The sequence below is a fragment of the Pelagovum sp. HNIBRBA483 genome (genome assembly GCF_040931995.1).
GTDB lineage: Bacteria > Pseudomonadota > Alphaproteobacteria > Rhodobacterales > Rhodobacteraceae > JAEPMR01.
This window is the reverse complement of the sequence record NZ_CP162412.1, coordinates 1,036,821-1,059,393: the sequence shown is the minus strand read 5'-3', so window position 1 is coordinate 1,059,393 and position 22,573 is coordinate 1,036,821. Positions and strand designations below refer to the sequence as shown.

At 60.3% G+C, this 22,573-nt stretch carries 24 protein-coding genes and 1 other RNA gene; 11 read left to right on the top strand and 14 right to left on the bottom strand.

Annotation, left to right across the window (positions count from 1 at the left end; translation table 11 throughout):
• Positions 1-46 precede the first annotated feature (46 nt).
• Genes AB1E42_RS05270 through mgtE form a run of 3 tightly spaced genes read right to left on the bottom strand, consistent with a single transcriptional unit; the run spans position 47 to position 2,837 of the window.
• Positions 47-862 (bottom strand): TIGR00282 family metallophosphoesterase, encoded by an 816-nt coding sequence (locus AB1E42_RS05270; RefSeq protein ID WP_368345950.1) that lies wholly within the window; start codon positions 860-862, stop codon positions 47-49.
• A 41-nt stretch (positions 863-903) separates the two neighbouring features.
• Positions 904-1,464: a 5-formyltetrahydrofolate cyclo-ligase gene (locus AB1E42_RS05265; RefSeq protein WP_368345949.1), complete on the bottom strand. Its 561-nt coding sequence runs from the start codon at positions 1,462-1,464 to the stop codon at positions 904-906.
• A complete protein-coding gene (gene mgtE, locus AB1E42_RS05260) occupies positions 1,461-2,837 on the bottom strand; it encodes a magnesium transporter (protein WP_368345948.1) in 1,377 nt (458 codons plus the stop codon). The genes AB1E42_RS05265 and mgtE overlap by 4 nt, the downstream gene beginning before the upstream one ends.
• A 160-nt stretch (positions 2,838-2,997) precedes the next feature.
• On the opposite strand from mgtE, the gene guaD reads away from it, so the two are divergent.
• Entirely contained in the window at positions 2,998-4,290 is a 1,293-nt protein-coding gene (guaD, locus tag AB1E42_RS05255; protein ID WP_368345947.1) for a guanine deaminase, read from the top strand.
• Here the strand turns inward: guaD and AB1E42_RS05250 are convergent.
• From AB1E42_RS05250 to AB1E42_RS05240, 3 genes are all read right to left on the bottom strand, one after another.
• Entirely contained in the window at positions 4,283-5,623 is a 1,341-nt protein-coding gene (locus AB1E42_RS05250; RefSeq protein WP_368345946.1) for an 8-oxoguanine deaminase, read from the bottom strand. The genes guaD and AB1E42_RS05250 overlap by 8 nt on opposite strands.
• Before the next feature lie 121 nt (positions 5,624-5,744).
• Positions 5,745-6,557, bottom strand: a complete 813-nt coding sequence (gene hisN, locus AB1E42_RS05245) for a histidinol-phosphatase (RefSeq protein ID WP_368345945.1) — start codon at positions 6,555-6,557, stop codon at positions 5,745-5,747.
• Positions 6,558-6,624: 67 nt separating this feature from the next.
• Positions 6,625-6,996: a helix-turn-helix domain-containing protein gene (locus AB1E42_RS05240; RefSeq protein WP_368345944.1), complete on the bottom strand. Its 372-nt coding sequence runs from the start codon at positions 6,994-6,996 to the stop codon at positions 6,625-6,627.
• 263 nt (positions 6,997-7,259) lie between these two features.
• Here AB1E42_RS05240 and AB1E42_RS05235 point away from each other — a divergent pair, with 263 nt between their 5' ends.
• Positions 7,260-8,231: an NADPH:quinone oxidoreductase family protein gene (locus AB1E42_RS05235; RefSeq protein WP_368345943.1), complete on the top strand. Its 972-nt coding sequence runs from the start codon at positions 7,260-7,262 to the stop codon at positions 8,229-8,231.
• A gap of 179 nt (positions 8,232-8,410) precedes the next feature.
• Entirely contained in the window at positions 8,411-9,148 is a 738-nt protein-coding gene (locus AB1E42_RS05230) for a Bax inhibitor-1 family protein (RefSeq protein WP_368345942.1), read from the top strand.
• A 138-nt stretch (positions 9,149-9,286) separates the two neighbouring features.
• On the opposite strand, the gene rpmG is transcribed toward AB1E42_RS05230, so the two are convergent.
• From rpmG to AB1E42_RS05200, 6 genes are all read right to left on the bottom strand, one after another.
• Positions 9,287-9,454, bottom strand: coding sequence for a 50S ribosomal protein L33 (gene rpmG, locus AB1E42_RS05225; protein ID WP_011454349.1), 168 nt, complete (start codon positions 9,452-9,454; stop codon positions 9,287-9,289).
• A gap of 120 nt (positions 9,455-9,574) precedes the next feature.
• Positions 9,575-9,971, bottom strand: an RNA gene (gene rnpB, locus AB1E42_RS05220) — RNase P RNA component class A.
• Positions 9,972-10,035: 64 nt separating this feature from the next.
• Positions 10,036-10,779 carry a hypothetical protein gene (locus AB1E42_RS05215; protein ID WP_368345941.1) on the bottom strand — a complete coding sequence of 248 codons (744 nt, stop codon included), beginning with the start codon at positions 10,777-10,779 and terminating at the stop codon, positions 10,036-10,038.
• Between the two features lie 38 nt (positions 10,780-10,817).
• Positions 10,818-12,296: an Asp-tRNA(Asn)/Glu-tRNA(Gln) amidotransferase subunit GatA gene (gatA, locus tag AB1E42_RS05210; protein WP_368345940.1), complete on the bottom strand. Its 1,479-nt coding sequence runs from the start codon at positions 12,294-12,296 to the stop codon at positions 10,818-10,820.
• On the bottom strand, positions 12,296-12,583 hold the full coding sequence (gene gatC / locus AB1E42_RS05205; protein ID WP_368345939.1) for an Asp-tRNA(Asn)/Glu-tRNA(Gln) amidotransferase subunit GatC: 288 nt from the start codon (positions 12,581-12,583) through the stop codon (positions 12,296-12,298). The genes gatA and gatC overlap by 1 nt, the downstream gene beginning before the upstream one ends.
• 33 nt (positions 12,584-12,616) lie before the next feature.
• Positions 12,617-13,279, bottom strand: a complete 663-nt coding sequence (locus AB1E42_RS05200; protein WP_368345938.1) for a ceramidase domain-containing protein — start codon at positions 13,277-13,279, stop codon at positions 12,617-12,619.
• Between the two features lie 62 nt (positions 13,280-13,341).
• Here AB1E42_RS05200 and AB1E42_RS05195 point away from each other — a divergent pair, with 62 nt between their 5' ends.
• Positions 13,342-14,034, top strand: a complete 693-nt coding sequence (locus AB1E42_RS05195; RefSeq protein ID WP_368345937.1) for a metal-dependent hydrolase — start codon at positions 13,342-13,344, stop codon at positions 14,032-14,034.
• 228 nt (positions 14,035-14,262) lie between these two features.
• Here the strand turns inward: AB1E42_RS05195 and AB1E42_RS05190 are convergent, their stop codons facing one another.
• Both AB1E42_RS05190 and AB1E42_RS05185 read right to left on the bottom strand, forming a co-directional pair.
• Positions 14,263-14,943, bottom strand: a complete 681-nt coding sequence (locus AB1E42_RS05190) for a class I SAM-dependent methyltransferase (RefSeq protein ID WP_368345936.1) — start codon at positions 14,941-14,943, stop codon at positions 14,263-14,265.
• Positions 14,944-15,022: 79 nt separating this feature from the next.
• Positions 15,023-15,475 carry a nucleoside deaminase gene (locus tag AB1E42_RS05185; protein ID WP_368345935.1) on the bottom strand — a complete coding sequence of 151 codons (453 nt, stop codon included), beginning with the start codon at positions 15,473-15,475 and terminating at the stop codon, positions 15,023-15,025.
• Positions 15,476-15,574: 99 nt separating this feature from the next.
• Here AB1E42_RS05185 and AB1E42_RS05180 point away from each other — a divergent pair, with 99 nt between their 5' ends.
• The 7 genes from AB1E42_RS05180 to AB1E42_RS05150 all read left to right on the top strand — a co-directional run bounded on the left by AB1E42_RS05180 (position 15,575) and on the right by AB1E42_RS05150 (position 22,340).
• Positions 15,575-16,390 carry a pseudouridine synthase gene (locus AB1E42_RS05180; protein ID WP_368345934.1) on the top strand — a complete coding sequence of 272 codons (816 nt, stop codon included), beginning with the start codon at positions 15,575-15,577 and terminating at the stop codon, positions 16,388-16,390.
• A 245-nt stretch (positions 16,391-16,635) separates the two neighbouring features.
• Complete coding sequence (locus AB1E42_RS05175; RefSeq protein WP_368345933.1) at positions 16,636-17,532, top strand: 5-bromo-4-chloroindolyl phosphate hydrolysis family protein; 897 nt, start codon at positions 16,636-16,638, stop codon at positions 17,530-17,532.
• A 13-nt stretch (positions 17,533-17,545) separates the two neighbouring features.
• On the top strand, positions 17,546-18,706 hold the full coding sequence (locus tag AB1E42_RS05170) for a toxic anion resistance protein (RefSeq protein ID WP_368345932.1): 1,161 nt from the start codon (positions 17,546-17,548) through the stop codon (positions 18,704-18,706).
• A 12-nt stretch (positions 18,707-18,718) separates the two neighbouring features.
• Positions 18,719-19,690 (top strand): DUF2927 domain-containing protein, encoded by a 972-nt coding sequence (locus tag AB1E42_RS05165; protein WP_368345931.1) that lies wholly within the window; start codon positions 18,719-18,721, stop codon positions 19,688-19,690.
• A 26-nt stretch (positions 19,691-19,716) separates the two neighbouring features.
• Positions 19,717-20,817 (top strand): SPFH domain-containing protein, encoded by a 1,101-nt coding sequence (locus AB1E42_RS05160; protein WP_368345930.1) that lies wholly within the window; start codon positions 19,717-19,719, stop codon positions 20,815-20,817.
• A 4-nt stretch (positions 20,818-20,821) separates the two neighbouring features.
• Positions 20,822-21,220: a hypothetical protein gene (locus tag AB1E42_RS05155; RefSeq protein WP_368345929.1), complete on the top strand. Its 399-nt coding sequence runs from the start codon at positions 20,822-20,824 to the stop codon at positions 21,218-21,220.
• Positions 21,213-22,340: a primosomal protein N' (replication factor Y) - superfamily II helicase gene (locus AB1E42_RS05150; protein WP_368345928.1), complete on the top strand. Its 1,128-nt coding sequence runs from the start codon at positions 21,213-21,215 to the stop codon at positions 22,338-22,340. Before AB1E42_RS05155 ends, AB1E42_RS05150 begins: the two co-directional genes overlap by 8 nt.
• Positions 22,341-22,573 lie beyond the last annotated feature (233 nt).

Sequence of the window (22,573 nt, the reverse complement as noted above, 5' to 3'; positions counted from 1 at the left end):
GCACAGCGAGCACTCCCAACCATGGCGCGCGGACAGATGTCATCGCTTAGGCCGGAAGCTGCGGGGGCAAACGCCCGCCGAGCCGCACCGTGGACACCTGCATCGCTTTTCCAGTGCGGTCGTCTGTTTCCACAAAGAACCCCGACAAGGTCGCCTCGCCCAACGCAGGCTCAAACCGGCCCTTGGGCATGCCAGTTATAAATCGGCGCAGCGGTTCATCCTTTTTCATCCCGATAACCGAGTCATAATCACCGCACATACCGGCATCAGTCAGATAACCTGTACCGCCCGCTAAGATCATGGCATCTGCGGTCGGGACATGCGTGTGGGTGCCGACGACAGCGCTGGCGCGTCCGTCACAAAAATGACCAACGGCCATTTTTTCGGAGGTCGCCTCGCAATGAATGTCGATCAAACTGGCCTGAACCTGCCCGCCACGCGGGTATTGGCGCAATAGGGCGTCCAAAGCCGAGAAAGGATCATCAAAAGGGCGCTTCATGAAAACCTGCCCAAGCACCTGCGCAATCAGGATTTTGTGGCCACTGGTTGTCGAAAATATCCGTGCCCCTTTGCCTGGAGCCGCTTTGGAGTAGTTCAAAGGTCGCAGAATTCGTGGTTCTTGCTCGATAAACTGAAGCATATCGCGTTGGTCAAAGGCATGATCACCCAAGGTAAGCGCATCTGCGCCCGCACTCAGCAGTGCCTTGGCATGGGAGGCGGAAAGGCCAACACCACTGGTGGCATTCTCGCCATTGACCACCGCGAAATCGATCCGGAGATCTGCCTTCAATCCCGCAAGCCGCTCGATCACCGCTGACCGCCCTGCCCGCCCGACTACATCACCTAGAAAAAGTATACGCATGAATTCCTGTTAGGGATGTTGTCGCGGAAGAACAAGTTCCCTCAACGCGACATCTCGATCACTTCCGCCTCGGTGACAATCAGGTCAAGCGGTTGGTCTGTTGCTTCCAATGGCAGATCGTCGGCTTCCTGTGCTGAAAAAGCAAAGCCGATAGCCAAAGTCGGACGCTTGGCGCGCAAACCCTCTAGTGTGCGGTCGTAGAAGCCGCCACCGTAGCCGAGCCTGCCACCCTTTCTGTCGAAGGCCACCAATGGGACGATCAAAATCTCAGGTTCGATCCAATCACCCGTGGCCGGAATGCGTGCGCCAAATTCACCCTCTATCATTTCGCAATTGGGTTCCCAGACGCGGAATTTGAGCGGTTGTCCCGCCCCAAGAATTACCGGCACCCCAATTGGGCCGTGTGCCGCGACTTCTTCCATAACGGGGGTCGGATCGATCTCGGTGCGCATGGCCATGTAACCGGCTGTTGGCACGCCGCGATAGCCCGCCAAAACCGAAGATAACTGGGCAGAGCTGCTCAGACCGGCATCAAATGCTTGCTTTCTGCGCGCAAAGGCGGCCTTGCGCGCGGTCTGTTTAAGTTGTTCCAAATCCGTCATAGCAACACCATCGCAGCCAATCCGAGAAAGGCAAAGAAACCGACAACGTCTGTCACGGTCGTCACAAACGCACCAGACGCCAATGCCGGATCAATGCCTACCTTCTCTAACAAGACAGGCACGACCGTCCCTGCCAGACCGGCCACTACCAGATTGATCACCATTGCGAGGCCAATGACCACGCCCAGCATGATCGTATCGAACCAGAGCCAGCCAATAATCCCCATCACGACGGCGAACAGCAATCCGTTCAGAAGGCCGACGAACACCTCCCTACGGATCACGCGCCAGACGTTGGAGCCTGTGAGGTCGCGTGTGGCGATCGCACGAACAGCCACCGTTAGCGATTGGGTTCCCGCATTGCCTCCCATTGACGCAACGATTGGCATCAACACCGCCAAAGCAACAAGGCCTGCGATGGTTTCTTCAAAAAGAGCAATCACGAGCGAGGCCATAATGGCTGTCACCAGATTGACCGCAAGCCACGGCAAACGTTGCATCGTGGTTTCAAACACGTTGTCAGACAGGCTTCCATCGCCAACACCAGCAAGGCGCAGCATGTCTTCCTCGTGCTCTTCATCGAGCAAGGTCATCGCGTCGTCGATTGTGATCACGCCCATGATCCGGTCATCATCGTCGACAACAGGAGCTGAAATCAGGTGATAGTGGTTAAATGCATGGGCAACATCCGCAGCAGGTTGCTCGACGTGAAAGGTGCGGAAACTTTCCTCCGCAATATCACGAAGCTTGGCTGAGCGGGGTGAGCTGAGAATACGCCCGAGTGTGGCATAACCGCTTGCCTTCATACGGGGATCGACGAGGATCACATGATAAAACTGCTCAGGCAGTTCGACGCCAGAGCGGAGGAAATCGATTGCTTCGCCAACCGTCCAATGATCGGGGGCACGCACAATTTCAAGCTGCATGTGACGGCCCGCGGACTCCTCCGGATAAGCCAATACCTTCTCGACAGCTGCACGGTCAGGGCCTGCCAGCCATTGCAGAACTGCTGATTGCTGCTCCTCATCGAGATACTCGACCAGATCGACCACGTCGTCCGATTCCAGATCACGAACAGCCTCGGCCAGCTCCGCCGGAGCAAGGCTTTCGATCACCTCCTCACGCAGGCTTTCATCAAGTTCCGACAGTACGTCGCCGTCGACGCCGCCCTTCCAGACACTCAAAAGATCGCGACGGTCTTTATTGTCGATCTGTTCGATCAGGTGTGCGATGTCAGCGGCGTGGAGCGGCTCAAGCAGCGTGTCGATTGCGGCAGCATTTTCTTCACCGACGGCCTCAAGAACATCGGAAATCAGCCTGTCGGTGACACCGAAGGCTTCTTCTTCGTTATCTTCGTCAATGAAGTCAGTCATGAGCACACCGCTTTTTTGGGCACCATAAAGAGAATGGCAGAACGCTCAATGGAGGAATGGTCGTGAACCGCCACAACAGGCAATTTCATCGACTTTTTTGAAACTGCCTCATGAAGAGATTGAATTTACCCGCGCTTCGCAAATCCATATCGTAGGGATTATGACACAGGACATTCTTTTGGGGCAGACCCTTAGCTTTGACGGTGATCCTTTTGGAGACACTGGATGGGAAGCCGTGACCAAACACCGGCGCCACGGCGCGGTGCTGGTCGAGGACGGTGTGATTCGCATGGTTGATGAACGAGACGCTGTGCTTTCCGCCACGCCTACTGCGCGCCGACACGATTACGGCCGCGATTTGATCTCTGCCGGTTTCGTTGATGCGCATATGCATTATCCGCAAACGGCGATCATCGCGAGCTGGGGAAAGCAGCTGATCGACTGGCTGAATACCTATACATTCCCCGAAGAGTCCCGCTTTGCCGACAGCGGCTATGCGCAAGAGATCGCCGAACGGACGCTGCGGCTGGCCACGCAACATGGCACAACCTCGCTCGTGAGTTTTTGCACCATCCATCCCGAAAGTGTTGATGCATTCTTCAACGCCGCCGCAGAGCTGGAAATGGAGGTGTTCGCGGGCAAAACCTGTATGGACAGAAACGCACCCGATGCGCTCCGCGACACCGCAAAATCGGCCTATGATGACAGCAAACGGTTGTTGGAAAAGTGGCATGGCAAAGGCCGAGCGCATTACGCGATTACACCACGCTTTTCGCCTACATCGACACCTGAACAACTGGCGGCAGTGGGCGCGCTCTGGTCGGAGCACCCAGATTGCCTGATGCAGACCCACTTGAGCGAGCAGATACCAGAGTTGGCGTGGGTCAAGGAACTTTTCCCCGAGAGCCGCGATTACCTCGATACCTATGAGCGGTTTGGTCTTTTAGGGCCGAAAGGGCTCTACGGGCATGCGATCTATCTGGAAGAGAGAGAAATCGCGCGGTTGAAAGAAATGGATGCCTCGGTGGTGCATTGCCCGACATCAAATACCTTCATCGGGTCAGGTCTGTTTGACCTACAGGGTTTGAAACAACATGGCCTGCGCGTCGGGCTGGCGACGGACACCGGTGGTGGTTCGTCATTTTCCATGCTGCGGACAATGGCAGCCGCCTACGAGATCGGCCAATTGCGTGGCGTGGCTTTGCATCCGGCGCAGCTTATCTGGCTGGCGACAGAAGGATCCGCGCGCGCGGTGCACCGGCAAGGACATATCGGGCATTTGGGCGTCGGCGCTGCTGCTGATCTGGTGATCCTCGATCTTGAGTCGACCGAAGCAATCGCTCAGCGCACCAGCAGAGCCGAGTCTTTTTGGGATGCTTTATTCCCCACGATCATGATGGGTGACGACCGCGCGGTTAGAGCCGTGTGGATAAACGGGCGCGCCCTTAGCTAACCAGCATCCGTGCCAGCGCGTTCTGACGGGCGATGACTTTGGGCAGGTCGATCGTCGTCATCGTACCGTCGGCCACCACTTGGCGACCTTCGACAAAGAGGTTGCGGACTTTAGAAGGGCCTGCCAGCAAGAGGGCAGCAGGATCCCACGAACCCGCGCTTTCGATACCTCGTGTATCCCACATGGCAATGTCAGCTCGCTTTCCGACCGCTATCCGGCCGACATCAGAGCGTCCCAAGACATCGGCACCGCCTCTTGTGGCAATTTCAAGCGCTTCGCGGGAACTCATGGCATCAGCCCCGCGCGAAACCCGCTGAAGAAGCATGGCTTGACGCGCCTCAAGTACCAGATTGCCTTGATCATTGCTGGCTGAACCATCAACCCCAAGCCCAACTTTCACGCCCTGATCCCGCATCGCACGGACAGGAGCCACACCGGAACCAAGCCTGCAGTTGGAACAAGGACAATGGGCGACACCTGTGCCGGTACGGGCGAAAAGGTCGATCTCCTGTACATCAAGCTTCACGCAATGAGCATGCCAGACATCATCGCCCGTCCATCCAAGATCTTCAGCGTATTGGCCGGGGCGGCAGCCGAATTTTGCCTCGGAATAGGCAATGTCTTCATCGTTTTCGGCAAGGTGTGTATGCAGCATGACGCCCTTGTCCCGCGCCAGCAAAGCGGCATCCCGCATCAGTTCGCGTGAAACGGAAAAGGGGGAGCAAGGCGCGACGCCGACGCGCACCATCGCGCCTTCGCTTGCATCGTGATGGGCATCGATCACGCGGATGCAATCGTCGAGTATAGCGGCTTCTTTTTCAACAAGATCATCAGGTGGCAGCCCGCCACCGCTTTCTCCGATGCTCATTGCACCGCGGGTGGGATGAAAGCGCAGTCCTGTTTCGGAGGCAGCAGCGATAGTATCATCAAGCCGTGACCCGTTGGGAAACAAGTAAAGATGATCGGAGGTCAATGTGCAGCCCGACAGCGCCAGTTCCGCAAGACCAATCTGCGCAGATACGAACATCTCTTCCGGCCCAAAACGGGACCAGATCGGATAGAGCGTTTGCAGCCAGCCAAAGAGGAGCGCATCCTGCCCACCCGGCACCGCGCGGGTGAGGGTCTGGTAGAGGTGGTGGTGGGTATTGACGAGGCCAGGGGTCACGATGCAACCGACGCCGGAAACCTCATTTGCCAGCGGTGCATCGAGGTCCTCGCCCACCGCGATAACGACGCCGTCCTCGAAAAGAATATCGGCCTGAACCAACTCGCGGCGCTGGTCATCCATCGTGAGGATGGAGTCTGCTTTCCTGATGATTGTTTTTTGTCCCATGGTGCCCCCCTCTTCAGGTTCTCCCCTTCGGAGATCACGGGAACGCGCCGACAGAAGGGGCAAGGACTCGGCCCAACTCTTATAGGGCGCGAGAGACAAATCGCGCAATCATTTGATTTCGCTAGTTCAGGGTCGACCGGATCACAGCCAGCGCTTCGGCGTAGACTGTTTTATTGCCAGCGGCGATGACGCGGCCACCTGCGGTGACAGGCTGGCCTTCCCAATCAGTGACAACACCGCCAGCGGCTTCAATAAGAGCGAGTGGCGCTTGAATGTCGTAGGCATTCAGTCCGGCTTCGATCACCAGATCGACCTGCCCCATCGCAACGAGCGCATAGGCGTAACAATCCATGCCAAAGCGTGTGAGCCGCGCATAAGCGGAAACGGCCTCGAAAGCTTTCCGCTCCTCAGCACTGCCGACTTCAGGGAAGGTCGAGAACAAGATCGCTGTTTCGAGTGTAGAGCCTTGCCGCGTCGCGATCGCACGTTCGCCATGCGGCCCGCTCATCCACGCACGCCCGTTCGCGCCGATGAACCGCTCACCAATATAGGGCTGGTCGATTAAGCCAAGGACTGGGCCGTCAGCATCCCGCAGCCCAATCAGCGTGCCCCAGGTCGGGGTGCCGGACATGTAGCCACGGGTTCCATCAATCGGGTCAATGATCCATGTGAGGTCATTCGTCCCCGCGCTTGCGCCGAATTCCTCACCGAGGAGGCCGTCACGCGGGCGGTGTTCCGCGAGATAGGCACGCATTGCTTGCTCTGCTGCCCGATCAGCGACCGTGACCGGATCGAAGCCGGAGCTGTCTTTATTATCGACGGAGAGAGATGACGCCCGAAAGTGCCGGAGTGTCTCCGGCGCTGCGATATCGGCCAACGTGGTCGCGACACGCAACAACTCTTCGATGTCATACTCGTTTGACTGCGACCCCATACCGCCCCGCTCCTGCCTATCTAAAAAAGGCGGTAGCGCGGGACGGCATCAGGGGTCAACCGTCCTTTCAGGCAGCGTCGCTCAGAACGCGGGCCAGATCGAACAGACGGCGGCGCTGGTTTTCCGGCATCGTGTAGTACGAACGGAGAAGCTCCAGCGCCTCTTTATCCGCCAGGATATCACTCGGGAGGTCGGCGGCACCATGTACGGAAGCGTCGTCCTGCTCCAACCCCTCAAAGAAGAAGGAGATCGGGACATTCAAAGCATGACCGATATCCCAAAGACGGGAAGCGGATACGCGGTTCATGCCAGTTTCGTATTTTTGAATCTGTTGGAACTTGATACCAACCTTTTCAGCCAATTGCTGTTGCGTCGTACCATTCATCCAACGACGATGCCGGATACGCTTGCCAACATGGACGTCAACAGGGTGTTTCATATCTTGCTCCAATCACTACCTTCGGCGTCAGTCGTTTGCACTTTGGCTTGGTTGCTGTTTTATCAAGCCGCGCGCTCAACACCGAGTAACTTCACTGACCCCATAAAACACGCCGGAGTTGCAGGGGTCCAGATGGGCAAAAGCACATAAATACAATCTAAAGGATAGCATGCACCCTATCCTCTAAGTATGGTGGAAATCATCAATCAATTGAAATTAAAGACTATTCTTCTTTAAACCGCCTATCTAAAAAAGAGAGCGATATGCTAAGATCCTTCAAAGTGACAGCCTACGGTCAACTTCCGGCGCTTTGCGAGCTTAAACGCGAAACACTCGCCAAGGGCGAAATTCGGCTGCGTATCCGCGCTTGCGGTTTGAACTTTGCTGACCTCCTGATGGTTGAAGGGCGCTATCAGGATACACCCCCTACCCCTTTTACGCCGGGACTGGAGGTTGCGGGTGACGTGATCGAGATCACTGAGGGGTGCGGCGAAATTTCAGTCGGGCAGCGGGTTGCTGTGTTTTGCGGGGCCGGCGGGCTTGCGGAAGAAGGTGTGTTCGAGGCAGCGGCATGCCTGCCGATCCCCGACGGCATGCCGGATGAACATGCAGCGGGATTCCAAATCGCCTACGGCACATCGCACCTTGCCCTGACGCGGCGGGCACGGCTCCGGGCTGGTGAACGCCTGTTGGTTCTCGGTGCAGCGGGAGGCGTTGGCCTGACTGCGGTGGAGATCGGAAAGGCAATGGGTGCGCACGTTACTGCCGTTGCGCGCGGTGCGGAGAAATGCGCGACAGCGCAAGCCGCCGGAGCTGATGAAGTTCTTGATTCCGATTTGGGGCTGGAGCGCCTGATTGCGGAGGTAAAAGGCGCTGGTGGCGCGGATGTCGTCTATGATCCGGTGGGGGGCGAGTTATTCACGCTGGCGATGAAATCGGCACGACGGGAAGCGCGGATTCTGAGCATCGGGTTTGCATCAGGCACGGTGCCGCCGGTCGCGGCGAACCATCTGCTCGTCAAGAATATCGACCTGATCGGTTTCTACTGGGGCGGCTATATGAAATTCGCGCCGGATGTTCTGCGCGAGAGCCTCACCGATCTGATGTCGCTCTATGAAGCAGGAAAAATCTGCCCTCATATCAGTCACCAGTTGCCATTTGAGCGGGCGTTGGAGGGGCTTGAGCTGCTGCGGGAGCGCAAGTCGACGGGCAAAGTCGTGATAACGATGGGTTAACCTCTTACCCTGCCTTATTTTTAACCCGCTGTTAAGAAATGGCACAGTTTCCGGCATTTTCACTGGAAATCCGAAATCCCGACCGGAAAATCTTGAAAACCGGAGGGAAGTTTCCAATATATTACACAAGCCTCGCGCATGCGTGGGGTCAACGGATAAAACATACCTTGGAGGGGTTAATGGCTAACTATCAGACGGTCCGGACCGCGGCAGGTGCCCGCACTGCCGAGATCGATGAGGGCCTTCGCGCACATATGAACAAAGTCTACGGAACGATGTCCGTGGGCCTACTGGTTACGGCGGGTGTTTCTTGGGCGATCGGTTCGAACGATGCGCTTCTGTCGATCTTCCGTGATCCGGCAACCTTGCAGCCGAACATCCTCGGCTGGATTGCAATGTTCCTGCCGCTCGGGATGGTGTTCCTGTTTGGTGGCGCAATCAACCGCCTCTCCGCTGCCGGCGCGCAAACGTTCTTCTACGCATTTGCCGGCGCAATGGGCCTGTCGATTGCATGGATTTTCAAGGCGTTCACAGATGTCTCGATCGCGCAGACCTTCCTGATCACCGCGATCTCTTTCGCGGGGCTCAGCCTTTGGGGCTACACCACGAAAAAGGACATCTCCGGTTGGGGATCGTTCCTCATCATGGGTGTGATCGGGCTCGTGGTTGCGATGATCGTCAACATCTTCCTGCAGTCGCCGGCGATCTACTTTGCCGTATCGATCCTCGGTGTGCTGATTTTTGCAGGCCTCACCGCCTATGACACGCAGAAGATCAAGAACGACTATATCCAGCACGCAAAGTCGATGGACAGCGAGTGGCTCGCCAAATCAGCGATCATGGGGGCACTGAACCTCTACCTCGACTTCATCAACCTGTTCATGTTCCTGCTGCAATTCCTGGGCAACCGCGAATAAGCAGTCCTCAAGATCACAAATGCAAGGCCGCCTTCGGGCGGCCTTTTTTATTTGCTTCCCAGCTCCGAACAGGCGAGCAGGCAAAAGAAAAGGCCGCGCTGATGAAGCGCGGCCCTGATCTCTGCAAAAGAGGTGATCTTACTTGATCTTACCTTCTTTGTATTCGACGTGCTTGCGTGCAACCGGATCGTATTTACGAACGACCATTTTCTCGGTCATGGTGCGTGCATTCTTTTTGGTCACATAGAAGTGGCCGGTCCCCGCGCTGGAGTTCAGGCGGATCTTGATGGTGGTCGGCTTCGCCATGTCTCATCTCTCCTGATCGCGGGCCCTATCGGGCGCGTCGCGCATAAATTCGTATGAAGCCCGCCTTTTAACGGCAGCCGCCCCCGAGTCAACACTCAAAGCGCGGCAAGAGCGAAAGATTTGCGCGGATGGCCTATAAGCCGGATTTTGTCCGGGCGAAGACCGCCCTGGATGACCATTCATCTCGATCCATTGTTGCCAATGGACCTCTAGCTGCCAACCCGGGCCTCTCGGGGTCAGGCGTCCCTGCGGGGATATCGGCAAGCCGATCACACCCGCGCGAGGCCCCTATTTGGCATTGCTCCCGGTGGGGCTTGCCGTGCCGGTCCTGTTGCCAGTCCCGCGGTGGGCTCTTACCCCACCGTTTCACCTTTTCCGCCGCCGCAGCGACGGTAGTCTGTTCTCTGTGGCGCTTTCCCTAGGGTTTCCCCCGCCGGGCGTTACCCGGCACCGTGCCTTGTGGAGTCCGGACTTTCCTCGACGGGGCGAACCCTGCCGCGGTCATCCAGCCATCCGCGCGATACCGCTCCTATGCGGCCCGCGCGGGCGGGTCAATCCGTCCAAATTGTAAAAGCGGTGGTTTACTGGGCGGAAAGAGCCGCGCGGTATGGCGCAGGATCCCAGCCACAGGCGAAACCGTCGCCATCAGGGTCAATGCCCAGCATATCACGCTCTGGCCCACCACGGGCGAGGAAATCGCGCTGTGCTTCATCAGGCGTGCGGTACTTGGCGCAGTTGCGTTGGAAGCGCGTTTCGCTCGAGAAGGCGAAGCGGCTGTACCATTCCTGCCCAAGGGCATTCGGCGCGTTCAACGCGTATTCAACGATGTTCGGACCTGTATCACCTTCACGCACAGGCACAGCGCCCGGTTGGATGACCTCGTAGGCCCCCGCGAGACGCTCCAGACGCTCTGCATCGCTCTCGATGGTTTCACGCTCGGAGACGGCCGCGAAATCCTGCTCATCCGAGAGCGTGGGGTTGTTGGCTTCGAGCGGCGTGGCCTCGATCGTCTCACTCGGCGCGATGGCGCCAATACCAACCGCAGCCAGCGCATCGGGCGAGATTGCCGACAAGGGAGCATCTTCGCTTGCAGGGGCCTCTGCCAACGTTCCGTCACGGGCAGGAGAGTTATCGGCCACAAGCGGCGTTCCGGTAAGCGACTCTGGGTTCGGGCGCGCGGCAATGGCTTGCTGCCTGCGCAATTGCTGGAGTTGGTATTCAGTGTAATCGCCAAAACCGACGCCGCGCCCGCTATCGGGCACCTCTGGCGCACAGCCTGCTACGGTAACGGCAATTGCTACCCCCAACACACCCCAAACACGCATCCCTAAAATCCCTGTTGGTCAGTCAATCACCGTTTTGCTTACCACCACTTAGACGGTTTGGCCACGAAGCCCGCGGATTGCTCGAGACGATAGGCGATATTCAGCAGGTCGCCCTCTTCCCAAGGGCGGCCGATAAGCTGCAAACCGAGCGGCAGACCTTGGGAATCAAGGCCCGTGGGCACCGAGATACCGGGCAGGCCCGCGAGGTTCACCGTCACGGTGAACACATCGTTGAGGTACATCTGGATCGGATCGGCATCCGTCATCTCGCCAAGGCCGAACGCCGCAGAAGGTGTGGCGGGTGTCAGGATCGCATCGACGCCATCGGCAAAGACCTGATCGAAGTCGCGCTTGATCAGGGCACGCACCCGACGTGCGCGGTTGTAGTAAGCATCGTAGAAGCCTGCGGAGAGCACATAAGTGCCGACCATGACGCGGCGCTGCACTTCGTGGCCGAAGCCCTCGGCGCGGGTCTTCTCGTACATCTCGGTGATGCCGTCGCCTGCCTCAAGGCTGGCGCGATGGCCGAAGCGGACACCGTCGTAGCGCGCGAGGTTGGAGGAAGCCTCAGCCGGTGCGATCACATAATAGGCGGGCAATGCATATTTCGTGTGCGGCAGTGAGATATCGACGACCTTGGCTCCGGCATCGCGCAGCATATCAGCGCCATCTGACCAAAGTTTTTCGATCTCGGCGGGGGTGCCCTCCATGCGGTATTCCTTGGGAATGCCGATGGTTTTGCCCTTAATGTCGCCGGTCAGTGCGGCTTCGAAATCCGGCACGGCGAGATCGGCGGAGGTGGAGTCCTTCGGGTCATGCCCGCACATCGAGGTGAGCATGATCGCCGCGTCGCGGACATCTTTCGTCATCGGGCCAGCCTGATCGAGCGAGGAGGCGAAAGCCACGATGCCCCAGCGCGAGCAGCGCCCATAGGTGGGCTTGATGCCGGTGATGCCGGTAAAGGCGGCGGGCTGGCGGATCGAGCCGCCGGTATCGGTGCCCGTTGCACCAAGGCAGAGATCAGCCGCAACAGCAGAAGCGGAACCGCCAGAGGAGCCGCCCGGCGTGAGCTGGCGGTCATCGACCTTCCACGGATTCACGGCATTGCCGTAGACGGATGTTTCATTGGACGAGCCCATCGCGAATTCGTCCATGTTCAGCTTGCCGAGCATCACGGCGCCATCGGCAAAAAGCTGGCTGGTGACGGTGCTTTCGTACTCGGGGCGGAACCCTTCAAGGATGCCGCTGGCCGCTTGGCTCGGCACGCCTTTGGTGCAGAAAAGGTCTTTGATCCCCAAGGGGATACCGTTAAGCGCGGGGGCGTTTGCGCCGTTGCGGGCATCGGCGGCTTTGGCCTGCTTAAGCGCGATCTCGGGTGTCTTGTGAACGAAAGCGCCCAGCGCATCGGCTGCGTCGATGGCGGAGAGGCATGCCTCGGTCAATTCAACGGATGTGACATCACCCTTGCGCAATGCGTCGCGGGCCTCGGCGATTTTGAGTTTGGTCAGATCGGTCATTATTCCACCACCTTCGGCACGGCAAAGAAGCCCTCGCGGGCATCGGGCGCGTTCTTGAGAACGGCGGCTTGCTGGCTGCCGTCTGTCACCACATCTTCGCGCCGCTTGAGGCGTTGCGGGGTAACGGAGGTCATTGGCTCGACGCCTTCGACATCGACCTCATTCAATTGCTCGATGAAGCCGAGGATGGCGCTGAATTCTGAGGCGAGTGCGGGCAGCGCGTCCTCTTCGACTTTGATGCGGGCCAGCTTGGCGACGCGGCGGGCGGTTTCCGTGTCAATCGACATGGGGCTCTCCGTAAATTCTCAATCGCGCCTGCTTTACCTGCCCTGTGGCGCACTCGCAAGCATGTGGCTGCGGTAAACGACGATCATCCAGCCAAGCATCACCCCGTTCAGCAAATGCCACATGAAATGGGTGCCGATCGGCAAGGCCGAACAGAGGGTTTCATCGAGCGAGCGGAAGGTGAGCGACAAAGCGAGCAACCCCGCCCCGATCAGGAAGCCGCGGCTGACGCCTGCGGCCTTAACCCTTTGGAAAGAGGCGTAAATAACAAGTAAAAGAGGGACCGACCAATAAAATGAAGAGATTTTTAAGAAACTGACCGGCATATGCATGATCGCCGAGGTGACGGCGGTGGCGTAGGGTAGGAACGCGAGGGTTCCGAGGGTGGCGGCCCAGAGGGGCCAGCGCATGATGTGGAGATTAACCAGAAAAAGATAAGCGAGAATGAACAGACCGATCGGGATTGTATCGGCCATCGCGGCCCAAACGGTGGCATGGGTGTGGAAGAGATAACTGCCCACGCCGATCACGAAAAGGATCGCTACGAGCACCTGTGCGCCCAGAATTCCGCGCACGCGCGGCCACAAAATCAGCGCGGCAATGATGAAGGAGAGATTGGTCACGGCGTTCAGCGGCTCGGACCAATAGGTGAAATCCGTCCGTTCGCAATAGCCGTCAATCTGGTTGAAAAGTTCCATTTCGCGGCGTCCTGTTTCCGGTTTAACCTCAGATAACATGGACAATAGCGCGGGAGGCGAAAATGAAAATCACTTGGTTGGGACATGCGAGTTTCAGGATCGAGATTGGCAATGAAATCCTGCTGATCGACCCTTGGCTAACCACCAATCCGAGTTTCCCCGACGAGAGCCGCGCGGCGGCGCTGGAGGGGGTGAGCTGGATTTTCCTGACGCACGGGCATGGCGACCACGCAGCGGAAGCCATTGAAATCGCGCTGGAAACCGGCGCCCGCATTGGCTGCATTCATGAGCTGAGCCAAGTGCTTGATGGGCGCGGCGCTGATGTGACGGGCTTTGGCAAGGGCGGAACGCTGCACCTCAACGGTGTGGCGGTGACGATGGTGAATGCGGTGCATTCCTCCAGCATCGACTATACGGGCGACGGGCTATCGGTCGCTGGATCGGAGGCTGGATTCATGATCGCGGGGGACGGTCACGTGATCTACGTTTCGGGTGATACGGACATCATGGCGGATATGGAGTGGATGGGGGATTTGCACCGCCCCGACATCGGTATCCTCTGTGCGGGCGGCCATTACACGATGGATATGGGGCGCGCGGCCTATGCCGCGAAACGTTACTTCAAATTCAAGACGGTGATCCCCTGCCACTACAAGACATTCCCGATTTTGGCGCAATCCGCTGACGCGCTGGTACAGGCGCTGCCGGAGGTGGATGTGCGGGTGCCGGAGGTGATGGAGACACTGAAATTTTAACCCATTCACAACAAAGGTAAATTTCTGCGCCGCAGCGGAATCAATGGTTAATGGGCATGCACAAGTGATGCACAACTGATGCACATCCTATGCATATCGCACCTGCAGAATACCTGCCCACCGGACTGCTGCGAAAGCGAACGTTAACGGTTGGGAGCGCGGCGCGGGGGTAACTTTTTGGTTAACAGGTAGAAAGCGGCGGGCAACGGGGCGAACCGCCAGAGCGGCCTAGGCGCTGCCCATAACCTCAAAATGATAAGCGGCGCAGGGCTGGCGCAGGACGCGCTGGCCTGCCTCCTCCTCGACCGCGTTTTCGTAGGCGGCGCGCATCTCATCGGCCACATCGGGGAAGACCTCCATGCGGGCGGGGTCGATGCGGATGATCTGTTCGGCGAAGTCATCGAAGCTGTCGAAGGCGCGGGTAAGGGTGTAATCCTCATGCGCGCGCAGGCGCAGGGGGAGGCGCTCGGAAAGCTGCGGCAGGATGGCGTGGGAGTGGGTGCGGACTTCGGTTTCATCCTCCACGAAACGGACCACATCGAACATGGTGCCATAGGCAAATGGCTCGACGATGTGGAGGCGGCCTGCGGGCTTGGTCACGCGGAGGATTTCGGCGAAGGCGGTGTCTTGCGCCTCTTTCGGGACATGGTGCAGCGAGAAGAACATGCAGCAGAGATCTTGCGAGGCATCTGGCAGGGGGAGCTTTTCGGCGACGCCCCGCTTCACGGTGATGTCCGCAGGCAGGTGGGCGCGTGCCCATGCGACCTTATCGGCGTCGATCTCGATGGCGGTGACTTTGGCCCCTTCTGCCGCGAGTTGGCGCGAGAAGGTGCCCTCCCCCGCGCCGATATCGACTGCTGACTCGCCTGCGAGAGGATAAATGGACTGGAGATAGGGGATGTGGGCCATGAGAATGCTCCGCTTAGCGTTTCGTGGAACGTTAGCACAAATTTGCGTGGCAGTCGCGCGGCGGGGGTTTTCGGGTGGTTTAAGTGCGCTTCTCGGCAAAGAAGCGGGTGAGCAGCGCTTCGGCCTCGGGTGCGGCGATGCCGTCATAGACCTCGGGCTTATGGTGGCACTGCGGGTGGGAAAAGACGCGGGCGCCTTGGGCGACTCCGCCGGATTTCGGGTCACCCGCACCGTAGTAGAGGCGGGCAATGCGGGCGAAGCTGATGGTGGCGGCGCACATCGGGCAAGGCTCTAGCGTGACGTAGAGGTCGTGGCCGGTGAGCCGTTCGCTCCCCAGCGCGGCACAGGCGGCGCGGATGGCGAGCACTTCGGCATGGGCGGTGGGATCGCTCAATTCGCGGGTGCGGTTGCCAGCGCGGGCGATCACCGTGCCATCAGGCGCAATGACGCAAGCGCCGACCGGCACCTCGCCACGGGCGGCGGCGTTGCGGGCTTCCTCCAGCGCGATGTCCATATGCGAGCGGAATGTCATGGGGATGTGATGCCCCTGCCCCGCGCTTTTGGCAAGGGTGATGCGGATTTCTGCGCGCGGGCGATTGCAGTGCGGCGCGGCAGGGCGTAACGACGAGATATGACCGGATCACAGACACCCCCCGACGGCGACCGTATCGCCAAAGTGCTTTCCCGCGCAGGCGTTGCCTCGCGGCGGGAAGCGGAGCGCATGATTGCCGAGGGGCGGGTCAGCGTGAATGGGCGGAAGATCGACAGCCCTGCGCTGAACATCACCGCGAAGGACAGGATCACGGTGGATGGCAAGCCTGTTGGCCCGCAGGAACCGGCGCGGCTGTGGCTCTATCATAAGCCTGCGGGGTTGGTGACGACGGCGAAGGATGAAAAGGGCCGCGAGACGGTTTTTGACACCTTGCCGGAGGATATGCCGCGGGTGATGTCGGTGGGGCGGTTGGACCTCAACTCCGAAGGGCTGCTTCTCCTGACGAATGACGGGGCGCTGAAGCGGAAGCTGGAGCTGCCTGATACCGGCTGGCTGCGGCGCTATCGCGTGCGGATCAAGGGCTCGGCCTCGGAAGCGACGCTGGACCGGCTGCGCGCGGGGATCGAGGTGGAAGGTATCCGCTACCAGCCGATGCAGGTGACGTTTGATCGCCAGCAAGGAGCGAATGCGTGGCTGACGATTGGCCTGCGCGAAGGAAAGAACCGCGAGATCCGCCGCGCGATGGCGGAGCTCGGCACCGTGGTGAACAGGCTCATTCGCATCAGCTACGGGCCGTTTCAGCTGGGCAATCTGAAGGCGGGCGAAGTGGAAGAGGTGCGCCGCCGCGTGCTGCGCGACCAGTTGGGCGAAGGCCCTGCCGAGAGCGATAGCGACAAGCCGCGCCCGAAGCCGCAGCGCCGCCGCAAGCCCGGGCCGCCGCGCCCGAAGCGCTGATCGCTGTCCGGCGGGCGCAGGTCTGCCGAAAATCGCCGAAAGCGGCACTGTCCCTCTCGCAATGGGCGCGAAGTCTTCCTATTCTATGTCCATGCGATGCGCGGATGACAGTAACACAGTGATCATGCGCGGCCCTCACAGGCCGGAGGTGGCGCGGTGATTCCCGGTCCCGTTGGCAAGCTTGCCTATATCCTGATGATGGTGCTGATGACCGGCGTTGCCTTGGGCTGGCTGGGAGGCATGTGATGGCGCAACGGTATGGAGGCGCACACAGCCCCGAAGGACATCGCCGCCAGGAGGCAAAGCCGATGCGCCGTTTGCCTGGGCGCGGGCGGCAGAGCGATCCGGCGGGGTTTCGTGCCAACCTGATGTGGTTGCCGCCGGTTTTGCTGGCGTTCAGCGCGCTGGATGAGGGCGCGGCGGGGCTTCTGTTGGGGCTGGCATCGGCGGGCGTTCTGGGGTTGGGCGCGTGGCTGTTGCGCAACGGGCTTCGGGCGGAAGCCGCATATAACGCGCGTGAACTGGCCAAGCGGCCGGCGATCCCGCGCAAGATTTTCGCGGCTGTTCTGGCGGGCGTGGGCATAACAGGTGCAGCGCTGATGCATGAGACGGGCCTGCTGAACGCCGTGCTGTACGGCGTGGCGGCGGGGGTGTTGCATCTGGGCAGTTTTGGCATTGATCCGCTGCGGGACAAGGCCGCGCCGGGAATGGACGCGGTGCAGCGCGAGCGGGTAACGCGGGTGGTGAACGAAGCAGAAGCCTATCTGGCGGAGATGTTCGGTCATATTCACGCCTTGGGCGACAGGAAACTGGAATTGAAGGTGATCGCCTTTCAAGACGCCGCGCGCGGGATGATCCATAGCGTGGAGAGCGATCCGCGCGACCTGACAGCGGCACGGAAATATCTGGGCGTTTACCTGATGGGCGCGCGGGATGCTGCCGAAAAATTCGCCCAGCATTACAGCCGCAGCGGTGACGCGGAAACGCGGGCGGAATTCGTGGCGCTGCTGGTTGATCTTGAAGAAAACTTTGCCAGCCGCACGCAAGCGATGCTGGAAAATAACCGCGGCGATCTGGATATCGAGATCAAAGTGCTGCGTGACCGGCTGGCCCGCGAAGGGTTGAAGCCGCGAGACGCATAACGAGGGGAAGCCAATGTCAGTGGAAATTCGCAAACAGGCGCAAGCCGAACAGGACAAGATCGCAGCCGTGACAGGCACCGCGCTTGCCACGCCAGAAGAGACGGAAGCCGTGACCGACGCCGCGGCAGTCGCCGCGCGACTGGCGGAGCTGGACCTGACGAGCAGCACCGCGATTGTCAGCTTTGGCAGCCGCGCACAGGCTGACCTCCAAGAGATCAGCCAATCCATGCTGCAAGGCGTGCGCAACAAGGATGTTGGCCCTGCCGGAGACAGCCTGCGCGAGATCGTGACCACCATTCGGGGCTTTTTGATCAGCGAGCTGGACATGCGCCGCAAGCGGAGCTGGTGGGAGCGGCTGATCGGGCGTGCGGCACCAGCGGCGAAATTCATGGCCCGCTATGAGAGCGTGCAGGGCCAGATCGACCGGATCACCGATAGCTTGCTGCGGCATGAGCACCTGTTGCTGAAAGATATCGAGAGCCTTGACCAGCTTTATGACAAGACGCTCGCTTTCTACCGAGAGCTGGCGCTTTACATCGCGGCGGGTGAGCAGAAACTGGCGGAACTGGACGGCGAAACGATCCCTGCGCTTGCAGCGGAGGCCGACGCCGCGCCTGAGGATCAGGCGATCATGAAGGCGCAGGAATTGCGCGATTTGCGCGCCGCGCGGGACGATCTTGAGCGGCGGGTACATGACCTGAAGCTGACGCGGCAGGTAACGATGCAGTCCCTGCCCTCGATCAGGCTGGTGCAGGAAAATGACAAGAGCCTTGTGACCAAGATCAACTCGACCTTGGTGAACACGGTGCCGCTGTGGGAGACACAGCTTGCGCAGGCGGTGACGATTCAGCGGTCATCGGAGGCAGCGGCGGCGGTGAAGGATGCCAATGACCTCACCAACGAGCTGCTGACCGCTAATGCCGAGAACCTGCGGCAGGCGAATGCCGCGATCCGTAACGAGATCGAGCGCGGGGTGTTTGACATCGCCGCCATCAAGGCAGCGAATGACAACCTGATCGCGACGATCCACGAAAGCCTTGAAATCGCGGATGAGGGCAAGCGCCGCCGTGCGGAGGCCGAGAAGGAACTGGCCAGCATGACCACGGAGCTGCGCGGCGCGCTCTCGGCAGCGAAGGCGCAGGATGCGGCCCGCGGCCCCGACCCTGACGCCTGAGGCAGCACGCGCATGGCGGCAAAACAAGGATATGGGCGTTTGCGACGCGCCCTTGGCGGGCTGGCCCTGATGGGGCTGGTGGCGGGCTGTGTGGCCCTGCCGCGCCCGCCTGCGCCTGTCATGCCCACCCCCGATACTGCCGCGCCGGAGGATATTGGCGAGCGCAGTCAGGAAAGCATCGCGCTGGGGGTGCATTACCAGCGGTTGGAGAATGATCTGCTGGCGCAAGGGTTGTTGCGCACCGATGGTGGCGGGGTGGATACGCCCTTTGACGCAAGGGACTTGGCGACCAATTTCCTGCGGATTGCGCTGCGGGACGAATATGTGACCGAGGGCGACGGGCTGGTCGCGCGGGAAACCGAAAGCCGCCTGCGCCGCTGGAACAAGCCGGTGCGGATGCAACTGATTTTCGGCGCGACCGTGGCGGAAGAACAGCGCTTGCGGGATACCGAAGACGTGACCGCCTTTGCCGCACGGCTGGCGGAGGTGACGGGGCTGCGGATCATCCAGACCGACGCGCGCGCCAATTTTCATGTTCTCGTGCTCAATGAGGACGACCGCCGCGCATTCGGGCCGGAACTCGATGCGCTGATGCCCGGGATGACAAGGGCGACGAAGCGGGCGTTTCTTGACCTGCCGAAGGACCAGCTTTGCGCGGTGATCGGCGCGTTGAATGCGGACGGCGTGACCTATGATCGCGCGATTGCATTGATCCGTGGTGAGCACCCGCCCTTGATGCGGCTATCCTGCATCCATGAGGAGCTGGCGCAGGGGCTTGGCTTGGCCAATGACAGCCCGCAGGCGCGACCGTCGATCTTTAACGATGACGAGGAATTCGCCTATCTGACGCGGCATGACGAATTGCTGCTGGAAATGCTGTATGATCCGAGGCTGGAACCGGGGATGACGGTCGATACTGCCGCGCCGCTGGTGCGCCGGATCGCGGAGGAAATTATCGCGGAAACGACGGGCGGCCCTGTCTGACGGGGCGGCGTGACGAGGAGAGAGTTATGGGTATTCTGGATTTTCTGGCGGGTGAGTTCATCGACGTTATCGAATGGACGGAGGACGACCCCGATATGATGGTCTGGCGGTTTGAGCGCTACGGCCACGAGATCAAATACGGGGCGAAGCTCACCGTGCGCGAGGGGCAGGTTGCTGTCTTTGTGCATGAGGGGCAGCTGGCGGATGTGTTCACGCCGGGCCTGTATATGCTGGAAACCAACAACATGCCGGTGCTGACCACGCTTCAGCATTGGGATCACGGGTTCCGCTCGCCGTTCAAATCGGAAATCTACTTCCTGCGGACAACGCGGATGCCGAACTTCAAATGGGGCACGAAAAACCCTGTGATGCTGCGTGATCCGGAGTTTGGGCCAGTGCGGATTCGTGCTTTTGGCACCTATGCGGCGCGGATCAGCGATCCGGCGGTTTTCATGACCGAGATCGTTGGCACGGAGGGGGCATTTACCCGTGATGAGATCAGCTTCCAGATCCGCAACATCATCGTACAGGAGTTCAGCCGCGCGATTGCGCAATCGGGCATTCCGGTGCTGGATATGGCGGCGAATACCGGCGATCTGGGCAAGGTGATCGGGGAAGCGATCGCGCCGGTGCTGGGGCAATACGGGCTGAGCCTGCCGGAACTGTATATCGAGAATATCAGCCTGCCGGATGCGGTGGAAAAGGCGCTCGACAAGCGGACCTCGATGGGGCTGATCGGGGATTTGGACCGCTACACGCAATATGCCGCCGCCGAGGCGCTGAGTGCCGCCGGAACGGGCGGTGACAGTGCGATGGCAGCGGGGCTTGGTGCTGGTATGGGCATGGCGATGGCGCAGAATATGGGGCCGTGGGGTGCCCACCCTGCCCGCGCGGCCGCCGCGCCACCACCGCCGCCCGTGGAGCATGTCTGGCACATTGCCGAAAACGGCGCGACGAAGGGGCCGTTCTCCAAGGCGCAGATGGGGCGGATGGCTGCTGAGGGCGCGCTGACGCGGCAAAGCTTTGTGTGGACCGCGGGCCAAGACGGCTGGAAGCGGGCCGAGGATGTGACCGAGCTGGCGCAGTTGTTCACGGTGATGCCGCCGCCCCCGCCACCGGAGGCGTAAGCCGATGGCTGACGATCTGCTGATCCCCACGACCGAGATCAAGCGGCAATGCCCACAGCCAGCCTCTGACAAAGGAGCGCGAACCGAAGCGATTGCGCTGGCGCTTTCGGGCGTGGCGGTGATGCCTGCGGGGCTGATCGGCGCGGGCAGCAGTTGGGAAGGGCGCGGGCCAGTGCGGATCGGGCCGGAAGCGATTGCCGCGGGGCTTGCGGCACTCACGCCGCCGGAGCGGATCGAGATCAGCGACATCGTCACCCACGGGCGGGCAGGCACGGTTTCGGGGCGGATCTGGCGGGAGGGGCGCGTCGCGCTCTTTTGCCATGTGATCCGCTACACCAGTGCGGCTGCGCGGGAGGTGGCGCAGATGGTGAGCTTTGAACATCAGGAACGCGCCAGTGGCTGATGCGCAGCGAGCCGACCCTACCGCCGAGACGGAGCGCTTCCCCTGCGCCTCTTGCGGCGGGGACATGCAGTATGAACCGGGGACGACACATCTGCTCTGCCCGCATTGCGGAGCGGAGGAGGATGTCGAGGACACGGACGCCACACCGCCGCCGCTGGTGCAGGAGATGGACTACAAGCGCGCTCTGGCCGGATTGCGGCAGGCGGGTGATCTGACCTCTGATGCGCCGCCCCCTGCCCCGCATCCCTGCCCGAATTGCGGTGCGGAGGTGATCTTCGACGGGGCCAGCCGCGCGGGAGCCTGCCCCTATTGCGGCACGCCTGTGGTGGCGGAGACAAGCGCGCCGCATCGCATCCAGCCGCAAGGGTTGATCCCTTTCGCCCTTGCCGAACGCGCGGCGCAGCAGGCGATGCGCCAATGGCTGGGCAAGCTGTGGTTTGCCCCAAACGGGCTGCAACAACACGCGCGGAAGGCGGGAGGGTTGCGCGGCGTTTATGTGCCGTTCTGGACCTTTGATGCGGCAACACGCTCGACCTATAGCGGCCAGCGCGGCACCGATTACACCGTTAGCCGCACCGTGAGGCGCAACGGCAAGACGCAGGTGATCCGGCAGCGCAAAACCCGCTGGCGCAGTGTGGCCGGCACAGTGGCGCGGCGGTTTGACGACCTTTTCGTGCTGGCCTCGCGCAGCTTGCCAAAGGGCGACACTGAAGCGTTGGCCCCGTGGGAACTGGGCGCAGTAACGCCCTATCGGAACGATTTTCTGGCGGGGTTCAACTCGGAAGCCTATCGTGTTGATCCCGAAGAAGGATTCGAGGATGCGCGCGAACAGATGGCGCGGCAGATCCGCCGTGACGTGAGACGCGACATCGGCGGCGACCGCCAGCGCATTCATCGGGTGGATACCGACATCCGCGATGTGACCTTCAAGCATATCCTGCTGCCGGTTTGGGTGGCGGCCTACAGCTATCGCGGCACGCGCTATCAGGTGGTGATCAACGGCCAGACAGGGCGGGTGCAAGGCGGGCGGCCGTGGTCGATCATCAAGATCGCGGCGGCTCTGCTGTTTGCGGCGGTGATCATTGGCACGATCGGGTATTTCGCGTCGCAGAACCAGTAGGGTATCGGGGTGGAACGGGCAGGCAATCAGAGATTGCCGATGGAACCCAACGCCCTCGGCGGATGCGGTTTCGGGTATTTGGCTGCAACAACGCGCATTTTTCCCGCGGAACAGACTTCCCCTGCGGCATGGCCTCTCATTGCCGACCCACAACCCCAAGGCGAGAAAAGCCACCGGAAACGGCGCATTTGGTCTATGCTGGTGGCAGGTCATCTGGCGGGGAGGGAGAGATA

What these genes read in the sequence shown, in the direction of transcription:
- guaD (WP_368345947.1), top strand. Translation starts at nt 2,998, where the DNA reads ATGACACAGGACATTCTTTTGGGGCAGACCCTTAGCTTTGACGGTGAT.
- rpmG (WP_011454349.1), bottom strand. Translation starts at nt 9,454, where the DNA reads ATGGCGAAGCCGACCACCATCAAGATCCGCCTGAACTCCAGCGCGGGG.
- mgtE (WP_368345948.1), bottom strand. Translation starts at nt 2,837, where the DNA reads ATGACTGACTTCATTGACGAAGATAACGAAGAAGAAGCCTTCGGTGTC.
- AB1E42_RS05165 (WP_368345931.1), top strand. Translation starts at nt 18,719, where the DNA reads ATGGCGGCAAAACAAGGATATGGGCGTTTGCGACGCGCCCTTGGCGGG.
- AB1E42_RS05195 (WP_368345937.1), top strand. Translation starts at nt 13,342, where the DNA reads ATGAAAATCACTTGGTTGGGACATGCGAGTTTCAGGATCGAGATTGGC.
- AB1E42_RS05265 (WP_368345949.1), bottom strand. Translation starts at nt 1,464, where the DNA reads ATGACGGATTTGGAACAACTTAAACAGACCGCGCGCAAGGCCGCCTTT.
- AB1E42_RS05155 (WP_368345929.1), top strand. Translation starts at nt 20,822, where the DNA reads ATGGCTGACGATCTGCTGATCCCCACGACCGAGATCAAGCGGCAATGC.
- AB1E42_RS05190 (WP_368345936.1), bottom strand. Translation starts at nt 14,943, where the DNA reads ATGGCCCACATCCCCTATCTCCAGTCCATTTATCCTCTCGCAGGCGAG.
- AB1E42_RS05200 (WP_368345938.1), bottom strand. Translation starts at nt 13,279, where the DNA reads ATGGAACTTTTCAACCAGATTGACGGCTATTGCGAACGGACGGATTTC.
- AB1E42_RS05180 (WP_368345934.1), top strand. Translation starts at nt 15,575, where the DNA reads ATGACCGGATCACAGACACCCCCCGACGGCGACCGTATCGCCAAAGTG.
- AB1E42_RS05230 (WP_368345942.1), top strand. Translation starts at nt 8,411, where the DNA reads ATGGCTAACTATCAGACGGTCCGGACCGCGGCAGGTGCCCGCACTGCC.
- AB1E42_RS05160 (WP_368345930.1), top strand. Translation starts at nt 19,717, where the DNA reads ATGGGTATTCTGGATTTTCTGGCGGGTGAGTTCATCGACGTTATCGAA.
- AB1E42_RS05270 (WP_368345950.1), bottom strand. Translation starts at nt 862, where the DNA reads ATGCGTATACTTTTTCTAGGTGATGTAGTCGGGCGGGCAGGGCGGTCA.
- AB1E42_RS05170 (WP_368345932.1), top strand. Translation starts at nt 17,546, where the DNA reads ATGTCAGTGGAAATTCGCAAACAGGCGCAAGCCGAACAGGACAAGATC.
- AB1E42_RS05175 (WP_368345933.1), top strand. Translation starts at nt 16,636, where the DNA reads ATGGCGCAACGGTATGGAGGCGCACACAGCCCCGAAGGACATCGCCGC.
- gatC (WP_368345939.1), bottom strand. Translation starts at nt 12,583, where the DNA reads ATGTCGATTGACACGGAAACCGCCCGCCGCGTCGCCAAGCTGGCCCGC.
- AB1E42_RS05240 (WP_368345944.1), bottom strand. Translation starts at nt 6,996, where the DNA reads ATGAAACACCCTGTTGACGTCCATGTTGGCAAGCGTATCCGGCATCGT.
- hisN (WP_368345945.1), bottom strand. Translation starts at nt 6,557, where the DNA reads ATGGGGTCGCAGTCAAACGAGTATGACATCGAAGAGTTGTTGCGTGTC.
- AB1E42_RS05235 (WP_368345943.1), top strand. Translation starts at nt 7,260, where the DNA reads ATGCTAAGATCCTTCAAAGTGACAGCCTACGGTCAACTTCCGGCGCTT.
- AB1E42_RS05185 (WP_368345935.1), bottom strand. Translation starts at nt 15,475, where the DNA reads ATGACATTCCGCTCGCATATGGACATCGCGCTGGAGGAAGCCCGCAAC.
- AB1E42_RS05250 (WP_368345946.1), bottom strand. Translation starts at nt 5,623, where the DNA reads ATGGGACAAAAAACAATCATCAGGAAAGCAGACTCCATCCTCACGATG.
- gatA (WP_368345940.1), bottom strand. Translation starts at nt 12,296, where the DNA reads ATGACCGATCTGACCAAACTCAAAATCGCCGAGGCCCGCGACGCATTG.
- AB1E42_RS05215 (WP_368345941.1), bottom strand. Translation starts at nt 10,779, where the DNA reads ATGCGTGTTTGGGGTGTGTTGGGGGTAGCAATTGCCGTTACCGTAGCA.